Below are 22,941 nucleotides of genomic sequence, written 5' to 3' on the forward strand. Positions count from 1 at the left end.
TTAAACTTTCCCCATGAAAAAAAGGACACACCGCTTCCGGGGATTTTTCGCGGCCGCCCTGTTCTTTTCGGCTTCCCCGCTGTGGGCCAAAACCTCCGACTGGGACAGCCCCACCCTTTGGACCGTCGACACGGACGACCAGAGTTCCTTCTCGGTTCGTCCGGTGGAGGGCATCGACGGCCTTCGCCTGGAGCTGAAATACACCCTGCTGGGGGCGGGCCACCGGTGGGTTCAGATGAAACGCGAATGGGACCCCACCGCCCTGTTCGACGGACGCCCCCTCACCTTCCTGTTCCGCGCCAACGGCACCGCCACCATGGAAATCAAGCTGGTCGACGAAGACGGATCCAATTTCATCTGCCGTTACCCGCTCAAGCGATACGGCGCCCGCTGGGAACCGGTCGTGCTCTACCGCGACAGCTTTGAATACGGCTGGGGCGGGAACGCCACCCTGGACCGGCCCAAACAACTGGCCATCGCCATCGCCGGGCCCGCCGAAAGCGGCACGGTCTACATCGACGAAATCGGCCTGGGCCGCAAGGGACAGCCCGCCACCCAGACGCCCGACGGACCGCGGTTGGACCCCCGCCGCTTTAAAACGGGCTTCGGGTTCGCCGCCCGCCGGGACAAGGAAGCCCGTCCCGAGGACCCGGGCGTCCTGGCCTGGATGAAAGCGGTGCAGGACGCCGGCTCCCTCGAAGGCCAATTGCTACCCTCCATGGAAGACAACCGCGCCCAGACCTACAACAACGCCCTGGGGGCGATCGTCTTTGTTCTCAAGGACGAACGGGAACGGGCCGAGCGCATCCTCGACTTTTACGCGGCCGCCACCCGAACCGACAACGCCGACCCCACGCTTCAAAATTTTTTCTACAAGGGCGAACCCCGCGGGTTCTACCAGGACTGCCTGCTGACGGATTCCACCGCGGGCGCCGCTTTTCACGCCCCCCAGGAGTCGGACCGGTGGATCGGCGACATGGCCTGGCTCCTGATCGCCTACGAATATTACGGCCGCCGCTACGACTTGTCCCGGTACGAGCGGATCACCGGCCTTTTGACCGAGTTGCTGGCTTCCTATTATCAACCCACTCCGGTGGGCGGCTACATCCGCCACGGGTGGCGGCGCGGAGACACTCAATTGCACGAACGGGTCGGTCACCCCGAAGGCAACATCGATTGCTACGCGGCGCTCCGATTGGCCGGCCGGGACGACGTGGCCAACAACGTCAAGCGATGGTTGGACAGCACCGTGGGCGGCAGCCGCCTGCCGCTGGACTTGTACACCTGGCGGGTGCTGGCTCTCGGTAAAACCTACGAGACCGCCCTCGCGGTCCCCGAGAACGATTTGCGTTTCCGCAAGACCCTCGTGATCGACGGGCGCAAGACCATGGGCTTCTTCCACGGGCCCGCCACGGACGCGAACAACTTTTGGACGGACGGCATCGGGCACATGGCCTGCGCCTATTACTCGGTGGGCGACGAGACCCGGGGAAATTTTTACGCCAACCAAATGGACGCCCTCTTGATCGACCGCGCCATCGGCGACAAGGCGACCCGAAGCCTGCCCTACACCGCCAACGCCGAAGGCGGATACGATTGGGTCAAAACCGACCGGGGGTTCCTGTCCTCCGCCGCCTGGTACATTTTCGCCAAGAACCGCTTCAACCCCTTCACCCTCCGGGTGTCGGTCCCCGCGGCCGCGGCCTACGCCGACCGCGGCCGCTGACCCCCCGCCTCCCCCCCGTGACGATCGTCATTGACAGGGCGCCTTGCGCCCGGTCAGAATGGAGGGGTCGTTAAAGCCCGGCCCCTTCCCGGGACCGCCTCCAGGAGAATTTCATGATCCCCTACCGATTGACCCGCGAGAAAACCGGCCACGTCGTCGTCGAAACGCCCTTGGCGGGGCAAATGTTGTTGGACACGCCGTTGCTGAACAAAGGGAGCGGCTTCACGGAGCAGGAACGACAGGCCTTCGGGCTGGAAGGGCTGCTGCCCCCGCACATCTCCACCTGGGAAGAACAATTGCTCCGCACCTACGGCAACTTCCAACAGAAAACCACCGACTTGGAGCGCTACGTGTTCCTTCTCGCCCTCCAGGACCGGAACGAAACCCTTTTCTACGGCCTCGTGCAGGCGCATATTCAGGAAATGATGCCGATCATCTACACGCCCGTGGTGGGCGCCGCCTGTCAGCATTTCAGCCGGATGTTCCGCCGGCCCCGGGGCCTTTTCCTCTCCTATCCCGACCGGGACCGCATGGACGCCATGCTGGCCAACGTGGCCAACCCCGCCATCGACGTCATCGTCGTGACGGACGGCCAACGGATCCTCGGCCTGGGCGATTTGGGCATGAACGGCATGGGGATTCCGGTGGGCAAATTGTCCCTCTACACCCTGTGCGCGGGCATCCACCCGGCGACCACGCTGCCGATCCTTCTGGACGTCGGAACGGACAATCCCGCCCTGTTGAACGACCCGCTGTATCTGGGCTGGCGCCACGAGCGGGTGAAAGGCGCGGACTACGACGCCTTCATCGAGCGCTTCGTTCGCGCGGTGATGAAACGGTGGCCCCACGTTCTCCTTCAATGGGAGGATTTCTCCAAGGGCAACGCCTCCCGCCTGCTGGACCATTACCGCGACACCCTGTGCACCTTTAACGACGACATTCAGGGCACGGGCGCGGTGACGGCGGCGGGGATCCTGGCGGCGGTCAAAGCCGCCGGACGGCCCATCGCCGACGAGCGGGTGGTCATTTTGGGGGCGGGGTCGGCGGCCACGGGCATCGGCGATCAAATCGTCCTCGCCAAGGAAAAAGCCGGCGTTTCAGCGGAAAAGGCCCGACGGTCCCTCTGGCTGATCGACACCCAGGGGCTGGTCCACACCGGACGGGCGGAAATGGAAGACACCAAGAAACGGTTCGCCCAACCCCGGGAAGGCTTGGCGGGGTGGACCGTCGATCGGCCGGGGGAATATTTCCTGGCCGATGTGGTGCGGAACGTCAAACCCACCGCCTTGATCGGCACCTCCGCCCAGCCCGGCGTGTTCACGGAGCCCATCGTGCGGAACATGGCCCAATCCGTCGACCGGCCGATCATTTTCCCCTTGTCCAACCCGACCTCCAAGTGCGAAGCCCTGCCGGCGGATCTGCTCCGGTGGACCGACGGGCGGGCCCTGGTGGCGACCGGCAGCCCCTTCGCCCCGGTGGAGGTCAACGGCGCCAAGGTCAAGATCGGGCAGTGCAACAACGCCTACATTTTTCCCGGCATGGGGTTGGGGGTGGTGGCGAGCCGGGCTCGACGGGTGTCGGACCGGATGTTTTTCGCCGCGGCGGAAACCCTGGCGGAATTGTCCCCCGCGCTGGGGAATTTGGCGGCGGGCCTGTTTCCGGACCTGACGTCCATCCGATCGGTTTCCCACGCGGTCGCCCTCGCCGTGGCGCGGCAGGCCCAGCGGGAAGGGTTGGCCGATAAAATTTCGGACGCCGAGCTGGAAGAGCGGGTGTCGGCGAAAGTCTGGGTGCCGCGCTACGTTCCCTACCGGCGCGGGCAGGCGGCGGATTTCGTCAAAACGCCGGCCGGCGAACCCATCGCCCGCTCCTAGCGCGGTCGGGGACCGGGCCGGGGACGCGGACGCGCCGCGCCGCCCGGTCGGGGACCGCGGGCCGGTACCGGGCGGGGCTTCCCGTTGGGGCCCCATCGGCGAAAACGCAGGTCGCGGCGATCGGCCGCGGGCCGGGGCCGCCAACCCTTCGCCAATCGGGGGCGTCGCTCCCTTAAAATTCCCAGCCGTTCCCGGCGGCCGGCCAGGGCCCGCAATTCCCGGGGCGCCCGGGGGGGTTTCCCCCGACGAACTTCCGTTTCCTGATTGGGCCCCACCCCCACCGGCGCCCCCTCGCCCCGAACCTCCACCCGCCCTTCGTCAAAAACGCCGACCGCGGTTTCCCCGGTGGGGTTCTGCGCCACGACCAACTCCGTGCCGCGCACCGCGGCCACGGCCACGGGGGTTTTGAATTCCATTTTTTCCCGCGCCAGTAATTTCTTAACGCTCGCCACCACGCTCCCCAGGTCCAATCCGAAGAGCGTCTTGGAGCGACGCAGGGAATGGAGCGTGAAATCCGACGACGGGCCCAACTCCATCACGGTCTCCCCGTCCAGCGTGATTTCGGCGGCGCCGTCGGCTCCCGTGCGGACGCGGTCCCCGGCCTCGAGCGGCATGTCCTGGCCCTCGGCCAGGGCGATGGCCCCGTCGCCTTCCGGGCTTGTGACGGCCACGACGCCTTCGGTCCGCGTCAACCGCGCTTCCCGGTCCGCGGCCCAGGTCGAAACGGCCGCGGTGAAGGCCACCATCGTCAAAAAGGTTTTTTTCCAAGGCGTGCGATGCATGTGTCCTCCCGAAGGTTCGGTTCGCCGGCGCCGCCATTTTATAATGTCGGGAGCCCCGCGGTTCATCCCTCCGGTCAAACCTGATATAATGAGCGTCGTCGCGCACGACGGAATTCACCCCCATGACCCTCGCCGAACCCTCCATCGATCAGCTTCTCGCCGAGACCCGCTCCCGGCCGACGCCCTTTTACCTGCTGGACGAAACCCGCCTGCTTCGAAACCTGCGCGTGATCACGCGCCTGCGGGAACGCTCCGGGGCCAAGGCCGTGTTGGCTCTCAAATGTTTTTCCACCTGGAGCGTGTTCCCCTTGATGCGGGAACACCTGGACGGCACGACCTCCAGCTCGCTCTTCGAGGCCCGGCTGGGCCACGAGACCTTCGGCAAGGAAACCCACGCCTACAGCGTGGCCTTCTCCGACGCGGACATCGAGGAAATCCGCCGGTTCGCCACCAAAGTGATTTTCAATTCGACGTCCCAGCTCCGGCGTTACCACGAGCGCGTTCAACACCTCCCCGTGGGCCTTCGCGTTAATCCCGGCGTCAGCCATTCCCACTTCGACTTGGCCGACCCCGCCCGGCCCCGGTGCCGCCTGGGGGCCACGAGCCCGGCGGACATCGACGCCGTCGCCGATCGATTGTCGGGCGTGATGTTCCACTGCCAATGCGAAAACGACGATTTTGAGAAATTCAAATCCCTCTTGGACCGCATCGCCGCCGATTACGGCCCGCTCTTGAAACGCTTGGACTGGGTGAGTTTGGGCGGCGGGATTTATTTCACCAAAGAAGGCTACCCCGTGGACGACCTGGCCGAGGCCCTCCGGGAATTCTCGGCGCGCTTCGACGTGCAGGTCTATCTGGAACCCGGCGAGGCGGCCATCACCCGCACGGCGTATCTCGTCACGAGCGTTCTGGACCTCGTCCGCAACGAAGTGGACATCGCCGTGGTCGACAGCGCGGTCGAGCCGCACATGCTTGATTTACTGATTTACCGGACAGATGCTAAGATGGACCTTCCCCCCGGCGGGCGTTTTCCTTACACGGTGGCCGGAAAAACCTGCCTCGCCGGGGACGTGTTCGGGACCTTTCAATTTCCGACGCCGTTGGCCGTGGGCGATCGCGTGGCCTTCGCGGACGCGGCGGGCTACACGATGGTGAAGAAAAACTGGTTCAACGGCGTGGCCATGCCGGCCATCGTCGTCCGCCGGCTCGACGGCCGGCTGGACCACGTGCGGCAATTCACCTACGACGACTACCGTTCGCAACTATCTTAAGGGAGGGGGAGGGCGTCATGAAGAAAAACGTTTTGATCATCGGAGCGGGCGCGGTGGCCCACGTGGCCGCCCACAAAGCCGCCCAGCACAACGACGTCCTGGGGGACATCTGCCTGGCCTCCCGCCGGGTGGAGAAGTGCGACCAGATCATCGACAGCGTCCGGCGGAAAAAGAGCCTGAAGGACCCCTCGAAAAAATTATATTCCCGGGCCGTCGACGCCCTGGACATTCCGGCCCTCACGAAATTGATCCAGGACACGCGTTCGGAGATCGTCATCAATCTCGGCACGGCCTACATCAACATGTCGGTCCTGGAGGCCTGCCTGGCCGCCGGCGTCACCTACATGGACACCGCCATTCACGAGGACCCCGCCAAAGTCTGCGAAGACCCGCCCTGGTACGCCAACTACGAATGGAAACGGAAAGACCGCTGCAAGGAAAAGGGCGTGACGGCCATTTTGGGCGTGGGCTTCGACCCGGGCGTCGTCAACGCCTACTGCGCCCTGGCGGTCAAAAAACATTTCGACGTCATCGACACCATCGACATCCTGGACGTGAACGCGGGGAGCCACGGCAAATACTTCGCCACCAATTTCGATCCCGAAATTAATTTCCGCGAGTTCAAGAAAGTGTGGACCTGGATCGACCGCCAATGGGTGTGCAAACCCGTCCACGCCGACAAATGGACCTACGACTTCCCCCTGGTGGGCCCCCGGACGGTGTATCTCACCGGCCACGACGAACTGCATTCCCTTTCCAAGAACATCAACGCCCGGTCCATCCGCTTTTGGATGGGGTTCGGCGACCACTACATCAACGTGTTCAACGTGCTGAAAAACATCGGCATGCTCTCGGAAGTGCCGGTCAAAACGGCGGAAGGGGTCGAAGTGGTCCCCTTAAAAGTCCTCAAGGCCGTCCTGCCGGACCCGGCCTCCCTGGCGCCCAACTACACCGGGTGGACCTGCATCGGCAACCTCATCAAAGGGACCCAAAACGGCCAACCCAAGGAAATTCTGATTTACAACACCTGCGACCACGCGGCCTGCTACAAGGAAGTGGAATCCCAGGCCATCTCCTACACGGCCGGCGTGCCGCCCGTGGCCGCGGCCCTTCTGGTGGCCCAGGGCGTTTGGAACCCGAAAACCATGGTCAACGTGGAAGAGCTCGACCCCGAGCCTTTCCTCGCGCTGTTGGATCAAATCGGTCTGCCGACGCAAATCGAAGACCGGACGCCCGCCGTGGCGAAAGCGTAACCCGAACGATCCCCGTTTCCCCGACCGGCCGGGGGGGACTCCCCCTAACATCTTGACCACCGACCTTGCCAAAGACCCCGTCTGCGGCATGACGGTTGATCCCCGACAAAACCCGCCCCGGGTCGACCACGGGGGCCGGTCTTATTTTTTCTGCAACCCCCGCTGCGCCGACAAGTTCCGCGCCGATCCCGCCCGCTTTCTTTCCCCCCGCCCGGCGCCGCCCGCCGACGCCCGCGCGATATACACCTGCCCCATGGACCCGGAGGTTCGGAACGTCGGACCGGGAACCTGCCCGATCTGCGGCATGGCCCTCGAACCCCTGCACGCGGCCGATTTGTTCTCCGATGAAAACGCCGAAACGAAGGCCATGGAACGACGTTTCGCCGTGGCCCTCCTTTTGACCGTGCCGGTGTTTCTGGGTTCCATGGCGGAAATGATCTCCGGCGCCCCCTTTCACGCTTTCCTCGGAAGTCCCGGCGCCCGGTGGGCGCAATTTTTGCTCAGCGCCCCGGTCGTGCTCTGGGCCGGGGCCCCGCTCTGGGTCCGCGCCTATCGGTCCGTCGTCCAGCGGCACCTCAACATGTTCACCTTGATCGGCCTGGGCCTGGGCGCCGCCTACGGCCAAAGCGTTTTCGCCCTTCTCCGCCCCCAATGGATTCCCGCGTCCCTGCGCGGACACGACGGAGCCGCGCCCCTTTATTTTGAAGCCGCCGCCGTCATCACGACGCTGGTGCTCCTGGGCCAGGTGTTGGAGGGCCGCGCCCGGGGAAAAACCAGCGGGGCCCTGCGCACGCTCCTGGCCCTGGCGCCCAAGACGGCCCGACGGGTGGACGATCAAGGAAACGGGGAGGACGTTCCCTTGGACCAGCTTCGAACGGGGGATCGCCTGCGCGTGCGCCCCGGGGAAAAAATCCCCGTGGACGGCGTGGTGTTGGACGGCTTGAGCGCCGTGGACGAATCCATGGTCACGGGCGAATCCCTCCCCGTGGAGAAGCGTCCCGGGGACCGGGTGACCGGCGGCACCGTCAACGGACGCGGCGGACTCCTGATTCGGGCCGAGCGGGTCGGCGCGGACACTCTGTTGGCCCAAATCGTCCAGCGGGTGGCGGAGGCCCAGCGATCCCGGGCCCCCATCCAACGACTGGCCGACCGCGTCTCCTCTTATTTTGTTCCCGCCGTGGTGGGCGTCGCCCTGTTGGCCTTCGGCGCTTGGTCTTTGTGGGGGCCCGAACCGCGGTTGGCCCACGGCCTGGTGAACGCCATCGCCGTTTTGATCATCGCCTGCCCCTGCGCCCTGGGGTTGGCCACGCCCATGTCCATCGTCGTGGGGACCGGTCGCGGGGCCTTGAGCGGCATCCTGATTCGCAACGCCGAGGCCCTGGAAATTTTCGAAAAAGTCGACACCTTGGTCCTGGACAAGACGGGCACCTTGACCGAAGGGAAACCCCGGGTGTTGACGGTGATTCCACTGGAAGGATTTAACGACGAAACGCTTTCGCGTTTGGCGGCGGGGCTCGAACAATCGAGCGAGCATCCGCTGGCCGGGGCGGTGGTGGCCGCCGCCCTGGAAAAAGGCCAGAGGCCCGGCCGCACCGAAGAGTTCCAGTCTTTTCCGGGACGGGGCGTGGCGGGACGGATCGAAGGGAAAGACGTGGCTTTGGGGAACGCGGCTTTTTTAAACGAACGCGGCATCGACACCGCCGCCCTGACGTCCCGGGCGGAGGGCCTCCACCGGGAAGGACAGACCGTCCTCTGGGTGGCGGTGGACGGACGGGCGGCGGGCCTGCTGGGCGCGGCCGACGCCGTCAAGGAAACCACGGCCGCGGCCCTGGAGAGTCTGCGACGGGAAGGACTGCGGCTGGTGATGCTCACCGGCGACACCCGGGAAACCGCCGACGCCGTGGCCCGGGCGCTCAAAATCGACGAAGTGATCGCGGGCGTGTTGCCGAACCAGAAGGGCGACGTGATCCGGCGCCTTCAGGCCGAAGGCCGACGGGTGGCCATGGCCGGCGACGGGGTGAACGACGCCCCGGCCCTGGCTTTGGCCTTGGTCGGAATCGCCATGGGCACCGGGGCCGACATCGCCATGGAAAGCGCGGGCATCACGCTGGTCAAAGGGGATTTGCGGGGGATCGCCCGGGCGCGGCGGCTCAGCCGGGCGACCATGGGGAACATCCGGCAAAACCTGTTTTTCGCCTTCGTCTACAATTTGCTGGGAGTGCCGATCGCGGCGGGGGCGCTTTATCCGTTTTTCGGGTGGGCCTTGAGCCCCATGCTGGCGGCGGTGGCCATGACCTTCAGTTCCGTGTCGGTCATCGCCAACGCCCTTCGGCTTCGGCGCGTCGAACTTTAGGCGGGGGGCGTCGGGCGGCGGGCGAGCAGGTCGGCCACGGACGCGGCCACCGCGTCGCGGGTTTCGGTGCCCTTGAGGCGAAGGTCCGCCGCCGACAAAGACGACGCGGCCCCCACCTCCACCACCAAAACGGGAAAATCGGGGATCAGGGCCTGAACCTCGGCCACGTCGGCCAATCCGATGGCGTTCGTCGTGGAAACAACGATGAGCCCCGCGTCCAGGAGCAGATGGGCGACCTCGGCGAAGCGCCGAACCAATTCTTGTTGCGTGGATTGCCGGAAAATCAAATCGCTGTCCACGCCCAACAGCACGTTGGTCCCATCCAATAGATAGGCCGAGCGCCCCCGATCAAACAGGGATTTCTCCACGCCCCGGGCGTAGTCGTGTTTTCCCGCCCCCGTCGCGCCCACGAACATGACCAGCGCCGCCCCGTGGCCGAACCGCCGCGACCGGGCCTCCGCCGTCACCTCGCCCCGAATCCAATTGAAATCCCGAAGGCGCGCTTCGGCGCGGAACTCGTCCTGGTCGTCCTTTTCGGCGGCGGCGATGATGCCGCCCCCGGCGATGTCGTAGCCGTCCACGATCACGAACCGCCCGGTGGCTTCGCCCTGGGCGATGTCGTCAAAGGCGATGGGCCGGGGGGTTTCCAAAATCACGTCCGCCACGTCGTGGCGGTCCACCCGGTCCTTGGCCAGGGCGGTGGACCCGACGGTCGAAGCATCAATCACTTTTTTGATTTCCCGAAGGCGGACCGGCACGGACTGGGTGTGGATCTTCAGTTTGTAGTCCTTGTTCTTCTCCAGGGGCTTCTTGCCCAGCCAGATCATGTTGGCCCGGAAGCGCGTGCTCACCTGGGGCGGCTGGGCCTCGTGGCTCATGATTTCGCCCCGGGTGATGTAGATCTCCTCGGTCAGGGTGAACCCGGTGGACCATCCGGCGTCGATTTCCGTCCGGGGGGCGGCGTTGAAGGCCTCGATGCTTTTGACGGTACTCACCTTGTTGGAGGGCGTGAATACCACTTTGTCCCCCACCCGCACCCGGCCCGCCTCGATGCGCCCGGCCACCAATCGACGGTCGTCGCCCTGGCTGACAAATTTGTAAATGGCCTGGACCGGCATGCGGAAGGGACGGTCGCTTTTGGAGGGGGCCTTTTCAAAGGCGTCCAGGGATTCCAACACCGTCGGGCCTTTGTACCAGGGCATGGACGGGCTCCGCTGGGCCAGGTTTTCGCCGTTCACCGCGCTCACGGGAATGAATTGGCGCGGGGCGGCGGCGCCGATCCCGGCCAGAAACTCCCGGTACTCGGCTTCGATCTTTTTAAAGTGGGATTCGCTCCGGTCCACCAAATCCATTTTGTTGACGCAGACGATGATCTGGCGGATGCCCAGCATGGAGAGCAGATAGCCGTGGCGGCGGCTATTTTCCCGCACGCCTTCCTTGGCGTCGATGACCAGGACGGCGGCCTCGGCGCGGGCGGCGCCGGAAATCATGTTTTTCAAAAACTCGATGTGGCCCGGGGCGTCGATGATGATGTAGTCGCGCCGGTCGGTTTTAAAAAAGGACCGGGCGGTGTCGATGGTGATGCCCTGGTCCTGCTCGTCGGTCAAGGCGTCCAACAGAAAAGCGTATTCGAAGGGCTTGCCGGTCCGGGCGCATTCCTTCCGCACGGCGTCCAGCTTGCCTTCCGGAAGGGAACCCGTGTCGGCGAAAAGGCGGCCGACCACGGTGCTTTTCCCGTGGTCCACGTGGCCCACGACCACGATGTTCATCTGCTCCCGCGGGGCCGTCGGCGACTCTTTGGTTTTGGCGGAGGCGCTCACATGTAACCTTCCCGGCGCAATTCTTCCAGGCCGTGCTTGCCGTCCTGCAGGCGGCCGGAGCGTTCGGCGATGTTCTTGAGTTTGCCGGATTTAAGCTCGGCGATGATCTCGTCCACGTTCTTGGAGGCGCTTTGAATGGGCGCCTGGCAGGGGCCGCAACCGAGGCTTCGGTAGCGGGTGCCCGCGCCCTGGTCGTAGTAGAGGGACACCGTCGGGATCTTCTCCCGCTTGATGTATTCCCAGATGTGCAGCTCGGTCCAATCCAGCAGGGGATGGATGCGCACGTGGGTGCCGGGGGCGAAATCGGTTTTGAACTGGTTCCAAAATTCCGGCGGCTGTTCGCCGATGTCCCAGTTGTTGTTCTTGTCCCGGGGCGAGAAATAACGCTCCTTGGAGCGGCTGCCCTCCTCGTCGGCCCGGGCCCCCACGATGACGCCGTGGTAGGGGGCGCGGTCGGGGTCGATCTCGTATTTTCCGGTTTTCAAATTCAGTTTCTGCCGGGGCCAGGTGCCGTTGAGCGTGTTGGTCAGGGCGTCTTTTTTCAGCATTCCGCAGCATTCCTGACGGGACACCTTGTCCGGGTGACCCTCGGGCAGGTGCTGGGTGGCGGGGAAGGTGCGGCCGGCCTTGATGACGTCGACGTTTTGACCCACGACCATCGTGAGCTTGTATTCCAGGGCCAGCCGGTCCCGGTAGGTGATCATTTCGGGAAGCTTGTAGCTGGTGTCGATGTGGACCAGGGGGAAGGGGACGTGCCCGAAGAAGGCTTTGCGGGCCAGCCAGAGGAGGACGGTGGAGTCTTTGCCGATGGACCAAAGCATGCAGAGCCGCTCGAAGTGCCGGAAGGCTTCGCGGAAAATATAAACGCTTTGTTGTTCCAGTTGGTCCAGATTGTCCATTGAAAGTTGAGGCGCGGTAGGCAGAAGAGCTATTTTACAAAAAATCCGGGCGGTCGATCACCGGGGACCTACGCCAGGGGCGTGGACGACCCGAAGGCCGGCAGGGCCACCCGGTCGATCCCGGCGGCGGCCAAGGCGACCCGAAGGGCTTCCCGCTGTTCGGGATCCCCGTGGACCAGGAACACCGTCCGGGGGCGCGGCGACAGGGCGCCGATGAAACGCAAGAGATCCGCCTGGTCGGCGTGGGCGGAAAAGTGCTTGAGCGGCCGCACCACCGCGGCCACATCGTGGGGCAGGCCGAAAATCCGAACCGTCTTTGCGCCGTCGGCCAGTCGCCGCCCCAGGGTGCCCTGGGCTTGGTAACCCACCAACAGAATCGTGGTCGAGGTTTCCCCCACCAGGTTGCGCAGATGGTGCAGGATGCGCCCGCCCTCGCACATGCCGGAACCGGCCATGATGATCTTTCGCCCGGGCGCGTGGGTCAAGGCCTTGGACTCCTCCACCGATTTGATGTAGCGGATGGTTTTGAGTCCGAAGGGGTCGTCGTTCCCTTTGATTTCATCCCGAAACTCTTTGGAGAAGCTCGTGTGGTTCGGATACTTTTGAAAAATGGCCGTGATGTCCGAGGCCATGGGGCTGTCCACGTAGATATTGATGGGCTTTATCCGCCCTTCCCGAAGCAATCGCTCCAGGAGGAAAACGATTTCCTGGGTCCGCTCCAGGGCAAAGCTGGGGATGAGGACGGGCCCGTTTTCCTCCTCCGCCCGTTTCAGAGCCTCGGCCAACACGTCGCCGGCGTTTCCGATGTCCTCGTGCCGGCGGCCACCGTAGGTGCTTTCGATCAACAAGTAGTCCACGGGCCCGGGGGAGCCCGGGGGGTTCATGAGGATGGAGCTTTGCCGCCCCAGGTCTCCGGTGAAAACGATGCGGCGGATTCCGGCCGCCGTCCGGGCGGTTAAATGGATCATGGCGGAACCCAACACGTGCCCCGCGTTTTGAAAGCGCCCCTCGAGCCCCTCGACCACGGAAACGGACTTGTCGTAATCGGTGGGGACCAGGAGGGAGAGGGTTTTTTGAACGTCTTCCCGGGTGTAGAGGGGGTCGATGCGGAGGCCCTCGGCCGCGTGGATCTTGTTGAAGAACTTGGCGTCTTCTTCCTGAAGGAAAGCGGAATCCATGAGCATGATGGCCAAAAGGTCGGCGGTGGGCGGGGTGCAATAGATGGGGCCGGTGAACCCTTTTTTGACCAACAAAGGCAGGCCGCCGCTGTGGTCGATGTGCGCGTGGGAGAGGAACACCGCGCGCACCGTGGGGGGTTCGGCGGGAAAGCTTTGGGATTTCGTGAGGGCTTCCTGGCGGTGACCCTGGAACAGGCCGCAATCCATCATCACGCGGGTGTCGCGGAACTCCACCAGGTGTCGCGAGCCCGTGACTTCATCGGCGCCGCCGTGAAAAACGATTCGCAGTTCGTCGGTGGTTTTCATTGGCAAAAAGAATACCACTTTGAACCACCGTCCCGCCCGGCGCGGCTCCTCCTTCGCCCCCCTTGGAAAAAGGGGAGATGGGAGGATTCCCCAACGGGAATGCGATAATGAACCCCTATGACCCCCCCTTCCTCGGGCCATGACGTGATCGTTCTGGGCGGCGGCGCGGCGGGTTTTTTCGCCGCCGTCACGGCCGCCGAGGGCGGCGCCCGGGTGCTCCTGCTGGAACGGGGCGCCCGGGTCCTGACCAAGGTTTTGATTTCCGGCGGCGGCCGGTGCAACGTGACCAACGCCGAAGAAAAACCGGAAAAATTGGTGCGGAACTATCCCCGGGGCGGGGCGGAGCTTCGGGGACCCCTCACCAAGTTCGGCCCCCGGGAAACCCGGCGTTGGTTCGAGTCCCGGGGAGTGGCCCTTAAAACCGAAGAGGACGGCCGGGTGTTCCCCGTCACCGACCGCTCCCAAACCATCGCCGACGCTTTGACCGACGCCGCCGGCCGGGCCAAGGTGGAGGTGCGGACCGGGGTTGCGGTCCGACAAATTCTTCCCGAGGGCGACGGTTTTCGACTTGTTTTAAATTCCGGGGAATCCCTCCCGGCCGCCCGGGTTCTGCTCGCCACGGGCAGCAATCCCCAGGGACACGCCTGGGCCCAGGCCCTGGGGCACACAATCGTTCCCCCCGTTCCCTCCCTGTTCACCCTGACCATCAAAGACCCGCGCCTCAAAGGGTTGGCGGGCGTGGCCTCGCCGCGCGCCCGGGTTAAATTGGAGGGAACCGACCTGGAACAAACCGGCCCCCTGCTGATCACCCACTGGGGCCTGAGCGGCCCGGCGGTCCTTCGCCTGTCCGCCTGGGGAGCGCGGCACTTGCACGACAGCGATTACAAAGCCCCCCTTCGGGTGAACTGGCTGGATCAATCCCGGGAGGCCATTCAAAAAACCTTCGACCAAAAACGGAAGAACGATCCCCGGAAAAGCCTTTCCGCTTCCCCCTTTGACATTCCCCAACGCCTCTGGGACTCCCTGCGGACCGCCGCGGGCCTTCCGGCCGAACGGCGGTGGGCGGATCTTTCAAAATCGGAAATGTCCCGCCTGGCGGCGGAGCTCGGGGACGGGACCTACGCCGTCACCGGCAAGAGCGCCTTTAAGGACGAGTTCGTGACCTGCGGCGGGGTGGCCCTGGAGGAGGTGGATTTTCGAACCCTGGAAAGCCGCCGACGGCCGGGGCTCCATTTCGCGGGGGAGATCCTGAACATCGACGGGGTGACGGGCGGGTTCAACTTTCAAAACGCCTGGACAACCGGGTGGCTTGCCGGAAAAGGGATGTTGCCCTGCTCCCCTCCCTTCCCCGGGCGGTAGAACCGGAGCGCCCATCGATCTCGCGTCATTTTCCGCCCGCCGGCGAATATTTCGGAAACGGTGCGCCGTCCAAGAATCGGCGGTCAGCTCCCGCGGGAAGGGGGGAGCCTTGATTCCTCGTTGAAAGGCCGGAGGGCCATCGCTTCAATGACCGTTCGGCCCTGATAGAGGCGGCGGATGTCCACATTGGCGAGGCCGATGACAATGAGCTCCTTGGTTGTTGGAAGATCGGAGATTTTTCCCGGAACGACGACCCAACCCAGGGGATCGATTCGACAAATCACCCGATCGAAATCCCGGCGGTCAAAGAGTCGGGACCAATGGGGGATGGACGTGTTGGCGGCCAAAAAATACCGATACGACGTCAACCGTCCAAGGCCGACCACCCACCGTCCGTGGTTTTCGCCTTCGCGAACGAACCCGAGCGTCGGATCGAAAAAACGCGATTTCGAATCCAGGGCCCTTTCCGAAGGCGGTTTTCCCAAGGCGGCGCCCATTTGTTCGACCCAGGCCTTCTTTTCCTCAAAGGTCAAGGGCGCGGGCTCCGTGGTCGGCAACGGTCCTCGAAAGGCGTTCAGGTAAAAAAGCTTAAGCCCGCTGACAAGGAAAAAACCGACGCCGACGGCGACCGCCCCGCCGATGGTTTTCCGCGCCAGGCGGGCCAGGGGGCCCGCGGGTTCCGCCTCTCCTATTTGGATTCGGTCAACGGTCAACAATTCATCGATCGGTTTTCGGAAAACGACACGGCGCCCGTAGGCTTCCACCGCGAGTCGGATTCCTTCAAAAAAGAACAACAAAAAGAGCCATTGGCCCATCGTGAAGGTTCGGTCCATGATGGATCCGCCCACCAAAGCGTTTCCAAGACCGGCGAACAACAGGCTCCCGATGAGAATCCAGGCCACCGTTCCGCCACGACGTCCCGCGCCCAGAAGGCCGAGAACCGAAAACAAGAAATAATATTTGCTCGGCAAGAGAAAAACGCCGACCGCGGGGGCCAGCCAAAGCCACCAACGAATGGGGGACGCTTTGACCCGCGGGGATAAAAACCGCCAAACGAAGAGGAAAAAAGCGGCCACGACAACCCCATTCGCCCTCGGAAAAGGGGTCGGGACTTGGGCGATGTAACGCCCGAAGGAGCGGATCACATTGCCCAGGTAAAAAGAGGGGTTCGATAGGAGATTCTCCCGGGCTTTCGCCATTTGAAAGAGATATTTGTCCCGGGGGGTTTCACCGCCCTTCACGGTGGATTCGAAATCCGAGGAAGAGGACCATTGCCCGAACCGGGGGGTGGTTGCCGCGTAAAACGACTCGGCGGTTTTGCTGGTGATCGCCCATATTCCGATGACCTTTTTCTGGCGAATCAACCAAGGGGCCAGCCCCAAAGCGGCCCCCAGGGCGAAAAGGCCCACCCGGCGAAGGGTCCGCCGGTGATCGAAGCCCCGGCGCCGATACTCCCGGAAGAGACACGCCAAATAAACGGGGAAAGCGAGAAGCGTCAGAGGACGGGCCAAATTGCAAAAAGCGAACAACAACCCCGAAAAGAATAAATCCCGGGGGTATTCTTTTTTAACCCCCCGAATCAACAGATAGACCGACGAAACAAAAAGGCCCAACCCCAACGGCTCGCTCATGAGGGTCATGGATTGACACGCTTGATCCCAGTCGATCATCGGCAAGGCCGCGGCCAGACAACCGATGGTTCGCCCAAAAGCCCAATCGCCGATCCGGAAAACCAACGCCACGGAGAGCGCAACGACAAGGGCGTTTAGAATTTTCGCTAAAACGAAGGACTCGCCGAACCAGGTATAAAAGGAAGCCAAAAAAACAGGATAGAGGGGCCGTTGGGCGGCCCAGGGACCCACGATCCCGTCGCCGCGGATCAAATGATTCGCGAGATCGTTCCACTCCATCGCGTCGCTGAACGGAAGGCCCAAAACGCTCACGAACCCATAGTTTAAATGGGGGTTTAAAAACAAGAAGGCCAAGCGCGCCCCCAGGGCCACAAAAAATAGCCCCAGGGCGACCGATGCTCGGTCGTTGAAAATTTCCCAAAAACGTCGTCGAAGTTCCAAAGCTATTTGATTGGAAATTGGACGGCCCCCCCCTCCCGGGCCGGTGCGGGGGCCAGGTCCCGCTTCTCCGGCCGGTCCCCCCGCACGGTCCCCGGCTCCCCCCGGGAAGGCGTCGTCGGATTTCGACGCCCGCCTTCCCGGGAGAATTCGCCGCCCGATATCATTTGAATTTAACGCCGCAGCCGTAGGGGGTGGTGCTCGCGGTCTCCACCGGTTTTCCGGCGAGCACGCTGTCCAGGGCCTGCCGGACGTAGTTCTTGGCGCCGGGCACGTCCGCCGGGTCCGCGGAGGGGCGGTCGTCGATGGCGCCCTTGTAGGCCAGGCGGCCTTCGGCGTCGATCACAAACATGTGGGGCGTCGTCTTGGCGCCGTAGGCCCGGCCCGCCACGCCGTCCGGGTCCAACAGCACGGCCGTCGCGGCCGATTTCTTTTCGGCGATGGCCTTGTTCCAAGCGTCGGCCTTCATGTAGCCCTCTTTGCCCGGGGCGGAGGAGGCGACGGAAAGCCACACCACGCCCTTGGCCGTGTAGTCCTTCTGCAGTTTCTGCATGTTGCCTGAGCCATAGTGCTTTTTCACGAAGGGGCAACCGTGGTTGATCCACTCCAACACAACGACTTTCCCCTTTTGGTCCGCCAGGGAAACGTCCTTCCCGTGGGTGTCTTTTAAAACGAAAGCCGGCGCGGGCTTTCCGATTTCGGGGGCCGCCGCCGCGACCGTCGCGACCGACAAGAACAACACCGACAACAATGAACGAACGTTCATGAAACCTCCTCTTTCATCTTCAGTAAAGCGTCGCGCACGAGCCCCGGCGTGAGCAGGGCGGGCAGTAGCGCCGGGGCGCCCCGGCCTTTCAAAACATAAAGAGGAACCCCGCTTCGTCCCCAACCGGCCAGGGCCCGGGCGATGGTCTCGTCCCGGTTGGTCCAGTCGGCCCGAAGGAGCGCCACGTTGCTCTCCCGAAAAAGTGCCAGGGTCTCGGGTTTCTCGAGCGTGGTTTTCTTGTTCACCTGGCAGGTCAGGCACCAGGCCGCGGTGAAGTCGATGAAATAGGGCCGCCCCTCTTTTTCCAATTGGGCCACGCGTTCGGGGCTGTAGGTTTCCCAGAGCCCGCTTTCCGAGGAGGAAACCGCGCCGGTTCCCGCCGCCATCCAGGCCCAGGACCCCATGGCCAGAACCGCCGCTAGGGTGGTGGCGTTCCAGCGGAAGCGAAGGCCCCGTTGTTTTTGGCCATAGGCCCAGGCGGCCACGCCCAGGGCCGCGCCCAGGGCCGCCGCCGGTCCCACCGCCGCCGGGCTCTGACGATAGAGCACCCACAGAAGCCAACCCGCCGTGGCGAGCAGGAAAAATCCCAAAACAATTTTTACCCGGCCCATCCAGGGACCGGGGCGGGGCAGCCAGCGCCCCGCGGCCGGTACCACCGTGAGAAGCCAATAGGGGAAGGCCATGCCCAGGGCCAGGGAGGTGAACACCGCCAAGGCCACCGGCACCGGTTGAGCCAGGGCCACGCCGATGGCCGTTCCCATAAAGGGCGCCGTGCAGGGCGTGGCGACGACGGTGGCCAATACGCCGCCGCCGAAGGCGCCCCAGGAACGGCCCCGCTCCGCCGCAACGCCGACCAAGCGCCCGCCGACTTCAAAGAACCCCCAGAGGTTGGCGGCCAGCAGGACGAAGAGGCCGATCAAAACCAAAACAAACCGGGGCGATTGCAGATGGAAACCCCACCCCAGTCCCTGCCCCCCCGCCCGAAGGGCGAGCAACACCCCCGCCAGGGCCCAAAAAGAAACCACCACCCCGGCCGCGTAGAGCAGGCCCTGCCGCCGACGGGAAGCGGGGTCCAACCCCGCGTCTTTAAGGAAGCCAAAGGCCTTGAGCGACAGGACCGGCAAAACGCAGGGCATCAGGTTGAGCAACAACCCGCCCGCGAAGGCGAGCAGTAAAATCCAACCCAGTGGGGCCGTCGCGGGGCCCTGGGTCACGGGCAGGTCCAGGGCGTAGGCGGCGATGGCCCCGGGACCGTCCGCCGCAACCAACACAGCCTGCACACGCTTGGTTTCCGATGGAAATTCCACCGTGATCTTCCCGTCCCGGAGAACCGCCGCCGGAACGGCGCCGGCTTCCGCCGTGTCTTCGTCCTCGGGGAATAGGGTGAAGGCCTTGGACGAAATGTTTTCCCCCGGGGGCGGTTGAAGGGTGACTTTTACGGACTTGCCCGACCGGTTGGCTTCCAGGGTCCAGCCCTCCGGGGTTCGGGGAAGGCGGTTACGGTAACGGGCGAAGAGGTCGGCCACGGCGGGATTGGGTTGGGTCTTGGAACCGACGTTCAAGCGAAGCTCAAGGTCCGCCCGGCCGGGAACGCAGACGTCGGAACATTCCAACCAATCCACCCGGGCCGACAACTTCACCGGCCCGGAGGCCCCCGGGGCGATTTGAAGGGGCACCAACAAAAGGGTTTCTTTTTCGTAGCCGAAGCTAACCAAAGGCGGCAGGACGATCCGCCCCGGCGCGGGCCAGAGAATGTCCCCCGCCGTCACCACGGAAGGAAGGGCCCACCGAATCCGCGTGGCCATCCCCGAATCCCCCGGGTTCTTCCAATAGGTGTGCCACCCCGGCGCCATGGTCAACCGAATCCCCACCCAGGAAGTCCCCCCCGCCGGCGCCCGAAGGTCCTCCGCCACCAGCGCGGCCCGAACATGCCCGGCGGTTTTTTCCGCCGCGGTTGAAAAGACTGGAAACCCGAGAAGGGCCGCGGCAAAGAGGACGCGAAGGCGGGTGGGGAGGGCGTTAATCTTTGAAGAAATCATGGGTCTTAATCATAACAACTTACGACGGTGGGAGTTCCTAGGAAACTGAGAATATAAGACTTTGGCGTCGCGTGGTATTATTAATAGGTAGAATTTAAGGTATCTAATTTAAAGGTTAGACCAAGGCGAAAGTAAATGAAAAAGGCCGTCTTAGTCCTCAGTTCGTTTTTGATCTCTGTCCTTGTTGTTCTGCTTGGGTGGGCAACCTACCGTGCCATAGGAGATTCAAAGCAATGTGGAGGCTTTTCTGACATTCCAAGGTTTGTCGGCAAGTTGGCAAAAGAGAAGACATACGATCCGTTTCTCATTGTTACCATTGAGAACACAGATCACTTCATCCAATTCAGGTCGACCCCGGATGGGATAGAAATCGATTTCCCTTTAATAACCGATAGGCAGAAATCCAGAGAAGAAGTGATTCGCTCCGCGGGCAAAGATCTGAAATTACGTCTTGATGTGAACAAAAGCGCTGACGGGGCGGATTCTTTCCTTGATTTCTATTTGAAGAGCACGCCAGAAGAGCTTTCCAGGGTTATCCTTATTTTTTTCCAAAAGGTGTATGGCGCTAAAGGAAATGAACGCCTTGTATTTGAAACAGGCGGGTATTGGGTGCCTTCTAAATCTTAATGGTCTAACAAGTCGCTCCAGCCGAGGCCTCCACGTCGAGGTGCAGCGTCCCGGCCTGGCTGAGCTCAATCATTAGCACGCATGTGAGGCACGTATGGAATCTGCGATATGGGGTCTAGTTGGAACCATTGTGGGCGCCACTGCAAGCCTGCTAGCGACATTTCTAACCAATAAACACTCCGCAAAGCTAAGTGCGGAAGCCAGGTCGGAAGAGCGGCTGGAAAGGTTTCGGGAGTTTCAGAGAGAGACTCTTTTAGAGCTTCAGGCTGCAATCCGCGAGGTCGCGCGAACCACATTCCTTATTCATCTGGAAGATTCCAAAGGGTGTCTAGCCGGTAAAAACTGGGGGGAAGGGTTTGTTCCGGACCAGCTTGCCGAAGAGGAAAGGATTGCGCGGGGTCGAGTATCGATATTCGCCGAGCGTGTGGCAGATGAATCTGTTCGCTGTATTGTTAAGAAAATAATGTCAGACGTTGGCATTTTTATGCGAGCCACCTCCAAAGATGAGGCTGATCGCGCGCTCGCCAATATTACGTCAGGAAGCATTCTGACAAATGAATTGGTTGGGAAGGTTCTTCGAGATACATACTAGGTGGCTATGCTCGCTTACATGCCGTTGCAGCCAACGCCTACGGCTCGCTTCGCAGTCGGCGGGCACCGAAGAGCTATATCGTTAAGTTAAAGGAAATAGAATGAAAATCCAGATGATTGCTTTCCTGGCTTTCCTGACAGGATGTGCGTCTTTCTTCCCCCATGTCGCTGTTTTGGGATTGGGGGCTCCTGCAGGAGAAACCCTTTCCGATGCAGAACATGTTCTCGGGCCCAGAAAGGGCGGGTTTGAATGCTACGGAAAAAACAACGAGCCAATTCAGGTTATTGGCTTTTCTTATACTGACGATTTTGATCTGCTGCTATATTTTTATCAAGGCAGGTTTATTCAAGCATCTACAGGGAAAGCAGGGGACGTGGTCCCTCCTGTCCGCGCTGATTTTCGAGACATTGATAACAGAAAAAAAGGGCCCGATGCATATGAAATCAGAAAGAAAGGAAAGGTCACTATTCATACTTTAACTAAGAAGAGGAGTAAATAGTGAATATTGCAGCCTCCACGCCACTCTGTGGCGTTCCGGGCCGGCCAAGCTAAATCGTTATGCCCCCGATGGAATTCCGGGGAAAGCATACGGATTACCCCCTCAGTGGAACTTGCTAGAGATTTAATCGGCACACTGTCCTCAGATTCCCAATATGCTAATTTTCGTTCATTGTGCCGTCGATCAACCCCCATATTAATTTCAATGGAAACGCCGAAGAGGCTTTCACCTTTTATAAATCCGTTTTTGGCGGTGAATTCGCCAAGGTGATGCGCCTCAAAGACCTCGCCGGCCCGGATTTCCCCGTTTCCGAAAAAGATAAAAATAAGATCCTTTTCATTGCTTTGCCCATCGGCAAAAACAACGTCCTCATGGCCAACGATGTCCCGGAGGCCATGGGGCGAGTCAACGAGAATGAAAACAGGAGTAAAATTTCAATAAGCGCGGAAAGCGAGGAAGAGGCCACCAAACTATTTAATGGCCTTTCCGCCGGCGGGAATGTGGAAATGCCCCTGGGTACAAGCCCCTGGGGATCCTATTTCGGAATGTTCCGGGACAAATACGGCATTGAATGGATGGTGGACTACGACCCCAAATACAAGGGGCAAAAGTAACACCCCTGGTCAAAGGGGCCTGGCGTACCCATTGACGAGCTGAACCGCCCAAACAGTCGCTTCAACTAAAGCCCTCCCGCCGCGCTGCGGCGCCCACGCCCGTCGAATCCCGCCTGCCCACCCCTTGAAAAACCATATAATCGTATGTATAGTTATATGGTAATTTATACCGCTCTTTGAGGTCCAAATGCTTCATTTCGAGTGGGACGATTCCAAAGACGCTCAAAACCAAAAGAAACACGGGGTGCCCTTTGGGTTAGCCCAGTATGCCTTCGCAGACAGGAAGCGCGTCATCGCCGAGGATTTGGCCCACAGCGGGGCAGAGAGACGATTCTATTGTTATGGCCGGGTGGGCGAAGGCATTTTGACCGTGCGGTTTACCTACCGGAAAGACAGGGTCCGCATTTTTGGCGCGGGTTATTGGCGAAAGGGGAAAAAGATTTATGAGTCCGAAAATCAAATACACCTATAAACCCATGGAAGCGCGGGTCATTCGCGACTTTCTCCCCCCTCCGGAAGAACTCGCGTTCAAGGAAGACAACGTCAAAGTCACAATGTCTTTGAGCCGATCCAGCGTCGACTTCTTTAAAAACGCCGCGCGAAAACGCCATACCCATTACCAAAAGATGATCCGAACCCTATTGGATGCCTACGCGGCGAGGTATAAATAGTCTCCCCCCCCGCAGGGTTAAAATAATCAATTTCCAGTCTGGTCGGGCGGCATCGCCCTAACGTAAACAAACAAAAAGGCCTTTCAGCTTTACGCTGAAAGGCCTTTCGTGCTCAAAAACTCCCCGGCCTGGACTCGAACCAGGAACCCTTCGATTACGCTTTTCCCTTGAGTTTCCTCAAGGCGCGGACTATATCATCTCCGGTCCGTGAGGCTTTGGACGACGGAGCCAGGCGCTTCCCTC

19 protein-coding genes are annotated in these 22,941 nt (G+C 62.0%); 12 read left to right on the forward strand and 7 right to left on the reverse strand.

The window, feature by feature from the left end; genetic code table 11:
- The first annotated feature begins 13 nt into the window (after window positions 1-13).
- Together IPP68_08555 and IPP68_08560 are read left to right on the forward strand one after the other, a co-directional pair.
- On the forward strand, window positions 14-1,726 hold the full coding sequence (locus tag IPP68_08555) for a hypothetical protein (GenBank protein MBL0350412.1): 1,713 nt from the start codon (window positions 14-16) through the stop codon (window positions 1,724-1,726).
- Between the two features lie 113 nt (window positions 1,727-1,839).
- Window positions 1,840-3,600 carry an NAD-dependent malic enzyme gene (locus IPP68_08560; GenBank protein MBL0350413.1) on the forward strand — a complete coding sequence of 587 codons (1,761 nt, stop codon included), beginning with the start codon at window positions 1,840-1,842 and terminating at the stop codon, window positions 3,598-3,600.
- Here IPP68_08560 and IPP68_08565 read toward each other — a convergent pair.
- A complete protein-coding gene (locus IPP68_08565) occupies window positions 3,597-4,382 on the reverse strand; it encodes a FecR domain-containing protein (GenBank protein MBL0350414.1) in 786 nt (261 codons plus the stop codon). The genes IPP68_08560 and IPP68_08565 overlap by 4 nt on opposite strands.
- A gap of 122 nt (window positions 4,383-4,504) precedes the next feature.
- Between IPP68_08565 and nspC the strand changes: the two genes are divergently transcribed.
- From nspC to cadA, 3 genes are all read left to right on the forward strand, one after another.
- Window positions 4,505-5,653, forward strand: a complete 1,149-nt coding sequence (gene nspC / locus IPP68_08570; GenBank protein ID MBL0350415.1) for a carboxynorspermidine decarboxylase — start codon at window positions 4,505-4,507, stop codon at window positions 5,651-5,653.
- A gap of 17 nt (window positions 5,654-5,670) precedes the next feature.
- Window positions 5,671-6,906, forward strand: coding sequence for a saccharopine dehydrogenase family protein (locus IPP68_08575; protein ID MBL0350416.1), 1,236 nt, complete (start codon window positions 5,671-5,673; stop codon window positions 6,904-6,906).
- Between the two features lie 88 nt (window positions 6,907-6,994).
- Complete coding sequence (gene cadA / locus IPP68_08580; GenBank protein ID MBL0350417.1) at window positions 6,995-9,259, forward strand: cadmium-translocating P-type ATPase; 2,265 nt, start codon at window positions 6,995-6,997, stop codon at window positions 9,257-9,259.
- Here cadA and IPP68_08585 read toward each other — a convergent pair.
- From IPP68_08585 to IPP68_08595, 3 genes are all read right to left on the reverse strand, one after another.
- Window positions 9,256-11,028, reverse strand: coding sequence for an adenylyl-sulfate kinase (locus IPP68_08585; protein ID MBL0350418.1), 1,773 nt, complete (start codon window positions 11,026-11,028; stop codon window positions 9,256-9,258). The two genes, cadA and IPP68_08585, sit on opposite strands and share 4 nt — an antisense overlap.
- A 47-nt stretch (window positions 11,029-11,075) precedes the next feature.
- Complete coding sequence (gene cysD / locus IPP68_08590; protein MBL0350419.1) at window positions 11,076-11,978, reverse strand: sulfate adenylyltransferase subunit CysD; 903 nt, start codon at window positions 11,976-11,978, stop codon at window positions 11,076-11,078.
- 68 nt (window positions 11,979-12,046) lie between these two features.
- Window positions 12,047-13,462, reverse strand: coding sequence for an MBL fold metallo-hydrolase (locus IPP68_08595; GenBank protein MBL0350420.1), 1,416 nt, complete (start codon window positions 13,460-13,462; stop codon window positions 12,047-12,049).
- Between the two features lie 117 nt (window positions 13,463-13,579).
- Here IPP68_08595 and IPP68_08600 point away from each other — a divergent pair, with 117 nt between their 5' ends.
- Window positions 13,580-14,821, forward strand: a complete 1,242-nt coding sequence (locus IPP68_08600; protein MBL0350421.1) for an NAD(P)/FAD-dependent oxidoreductase — start codon at window positions 13,580-13,582, stop codon at window positions 14,819-14,821.
- An 83-nt stretch (window positions 14,822-14,904) separates the two neighbouring features.
- On the opposite strand, the gene IPP68_08605 is transcribed toward IPP68_08600, so the two are convergent.
- The 3 genes from IPP68_08605 to IPP68_08615 form a co-directional block, all read right to left on the reverse strand.
- Window positions 14,905-16,893 carry a glycosyltransferase family 39 protein gene (locus IPP68_08605; GenBank protein ID MBL0350422.1) on the reverse strand — a complete coding sequence of 663 codons (1,989 nt, stop codon included), beginning with the start codon at window positions 16,891-16,893 and terminating at the stop codon, window positions 14,905-14,907.
- Between the two features lie 160 nt (window positions 16,894-17,053).
- Window positions 17,054-17,656 (reverse strand): thioredoxin family protein, encoded by a 603-nt coding sequence (locus IPP68_08610; GenBank protein ID MBL0350423.1) that lies wholly within the window; start codon window positions 17,654-17,656, stop codon window positions 17,054-17,056.
- Complete coding sequence (locus IPP68_08615; protein ID MBL0350424.1) at window positions 17,653-19,695, reverse strand: thioredoxin family protein; 2,043 nt, start codon at window positions 19,693-19,695, stop codon at window positions 17,653-17,655. Before IPP68_08615 ends, IPP68_08610 begins: the two co-directional genes overlap by 4 nt.
- 135 nt (window positions 19,696-19,830) lie before the next feature.
- On the opposite strand from IPP68_08615, the gene IPP68_08620 reads away from it, so the two are divergent.
- The 6 genes from IPP68_08620 to IPP68_08645 all read left to right on the forward strand — a co-directional run bounded on the left by IPP68_08620 (window position 19,831) and on the right by IPP68_08645 (window position 22,698).
- Window positions 19,831-20,322, forward strand: a complete 492-nt coding sequence (locus IPP68_08620) for a hypothetical protein (GenBank protein ID MBL0350425.1) — start codon at window positions 19,831-19,833, stop codon at window positions 20,320-20,322.
- Between the two features lie 94 nt (window positions 20,323-20,416).
- Window positions 20,417-20,914 carry a hypothetical protein gene (locus IPP68_08625; protein ID MBL0350426.1) on the forward strand — a complete coding sequence of 166 codons (498 nt, stop codon included), beginning with the start codon at window positions 20,417-20,419 and terminating at the stop codon, window positions 20,912-20,914.
- A 100-nt stretch (window positions 20,915-21,014) separates the two neighbouring features.
- Window positions 21,015-21,413 (forward strand): hypothetical protein, encoded by a 399-nt coding sequence (locus IPP68_08630; protein ID MBL0350427.1) that lies wholly within the window; start codon window positions 21,015-21,017, stop codon window positions 21,411-21,413.
- A 173-nt stretch (window positions 21,414-21,586) separates the two neighbouring features.
- Window positions 21,587-22,027, forward strand: coding sequence for a VOC family protein (locus IPP68_08635; protein MBL0350428.1), 441 nt, complete (start codon window positions 21,587-21,589; stop codon window positions 22,025-22,027).
- A 187-nt stretch (window positions 22,028-22,214) separates the two neighbouring features.
- Entirely contained in the window at window positions 22,215-22,499 is a 285-nt protein-coding gene (locus tag IPP68_08640) for a BrnT family toxin (protein ID MBL0350429.1), read from the forward strand.
- Window positions 22,471-22,698: a CopG family transcriptional regulator gene (locus IPP68_08645; protein ID MBL0350430.1), complete on the forward strand. Its 228-nt coding sequence runs from the start codon at window positions 22,471-22,473 to the stop codon at window positions 22,696-22,698. Before IPP68_08640 ends, IPP68_08645 begins: the two co-directional genes overlap by 29 nt.
- Window positions 22,699-22,941 lie beyond the last annotated feature (243 nt).

It is taken from the genome of Elusimicrobiota bacterium, assembly GCA_016722575.1.
In the GTDB taxonomy this organism is placed as follows: domain Bacteria; phylum Elusimicrobiota; class Elusimicrobia; order FEN-1173; family FEN-1173; genus JADKIY01.

Excerpts from the sequence above, each read along its gene's own strand:
- IPP68_08615 (MBL0350424.1), bottom strand. The coding sequence starts at position 19,695 with ATGATTTCTTCAAAGATTAACGCCCTCCCCACCCGCCTTCGCGTCCTC.
- IPP68_08555 (MBL0350412.1), top strand. The coding sequence starts at position 14 with ATGAAAAAAAGGACACACCGCTTCCGGGGATTTTTCGCGGCCGCCCTG.
- IPP68_08585 (MBL0350418.1), bottom strand. The coding sequence starts at position 11,028 with ATGAACATCGTGGTCGTGGGCCACGTGGACCACGGGAAAAGCACCGTG.
- cadA (MBL0350417.1), top strand. The coding sequence starts at position 6,995 with ATGACGGTTGATCCCCGACAAAACCCGCCCCGGGTCGACCACGGGGGC.
- IPP68_08630 (MBL0350427.1), top strand. The coding sequence starts at position 21,015 with ATGAAAATCCAGATGATTGCTTTCCTGGCTTTCCTGACAGGATGTGCG.
- IPP68_08565 (MBL0350414.1), bottom strand. The coding sequence starts at position 4,382 with ATGCATCGCACGCCTTGGAAAAAAACCTTTTTGACGATGGTGGCCTTC.
- IPP68_08610 (MBL0350423.1), bottom strand. The coding sequence starts at position 17,656 with ATGAACGTTCGTTCATTGTTGTCGGTGTTGTTCTTGTCGGTCGCGACG.
- IPP68_08560 (MBL0350413.1), top strand. The coding sequence starts at position 1,840 with ATGATCCCCTACCGATTGACCCGCGAGAAAACCGGCCACGTCGTCGTC.
- IPP68_08600 (MBL0350421.1), top strand. The coding sequence starts at position 13,580 with ATGACCCCCCCTTCCTCGGGCCATGACGTGATCGTTCTGGGCGGCGGC.
- IPP68_08620 (MBL0350425.1), top strand. The coding sequence starts at position 19,831 with ATGAAAAAGGCCGTCTTAGTCCTCAGTTCGTTTTTGATCTCTGTCCTT.
- IPP68_08625 (MBL0350426.1), top strand. The coding sequence starts at position 20,417 with ATGGAATCTGCGATATGGGGTCTAGTTGGAACCATTGTGGGCGCCACT.
- IPP68_08595 (MBL0350420.1), bottom strand. The coding sequence starts at position 13,462 with ATGAAAACCACCGACGAACTGCGAATCGTTTTTCACGGCGGCGCCGAT.
- IPP68_08640 (MBL0350429.1), top strand. The coding sequence starts at position 22,215 with ATGCTTCATTTCGAGTGGGACGATTCCAAAGACGCTCAAAACCAAAAG.
- IPP68_08645 (MBL0350430.1), top strand. The coding sequence starts at position 22,471 with ATGAGTCCGAAAATCAAATACACCTATAAACCCATGGAAGCGCGGGTC.
- IPP68_08575 (MBL0350416.1), top strand. The coding sequence starts at position 5,671 with ATGAAGAAAAACGTTTTGATCATCGGAGCGGGCGCGGTGGCCCACGTG.
- nspC (MBL0350415.1), top strand. The coding sequence starts at position 4,505 with ATGACCCTCGCCGAACCCTCCATCGATCAGCTTCTCGCCGAGACCCGC.
- cysD (MBL0350419.1), bottom strand. The coding sequence starts at position 11,978 with ATGGACAATCTGGACCAACTGGAACAACAAAGCGTTTATATTTTCCGC.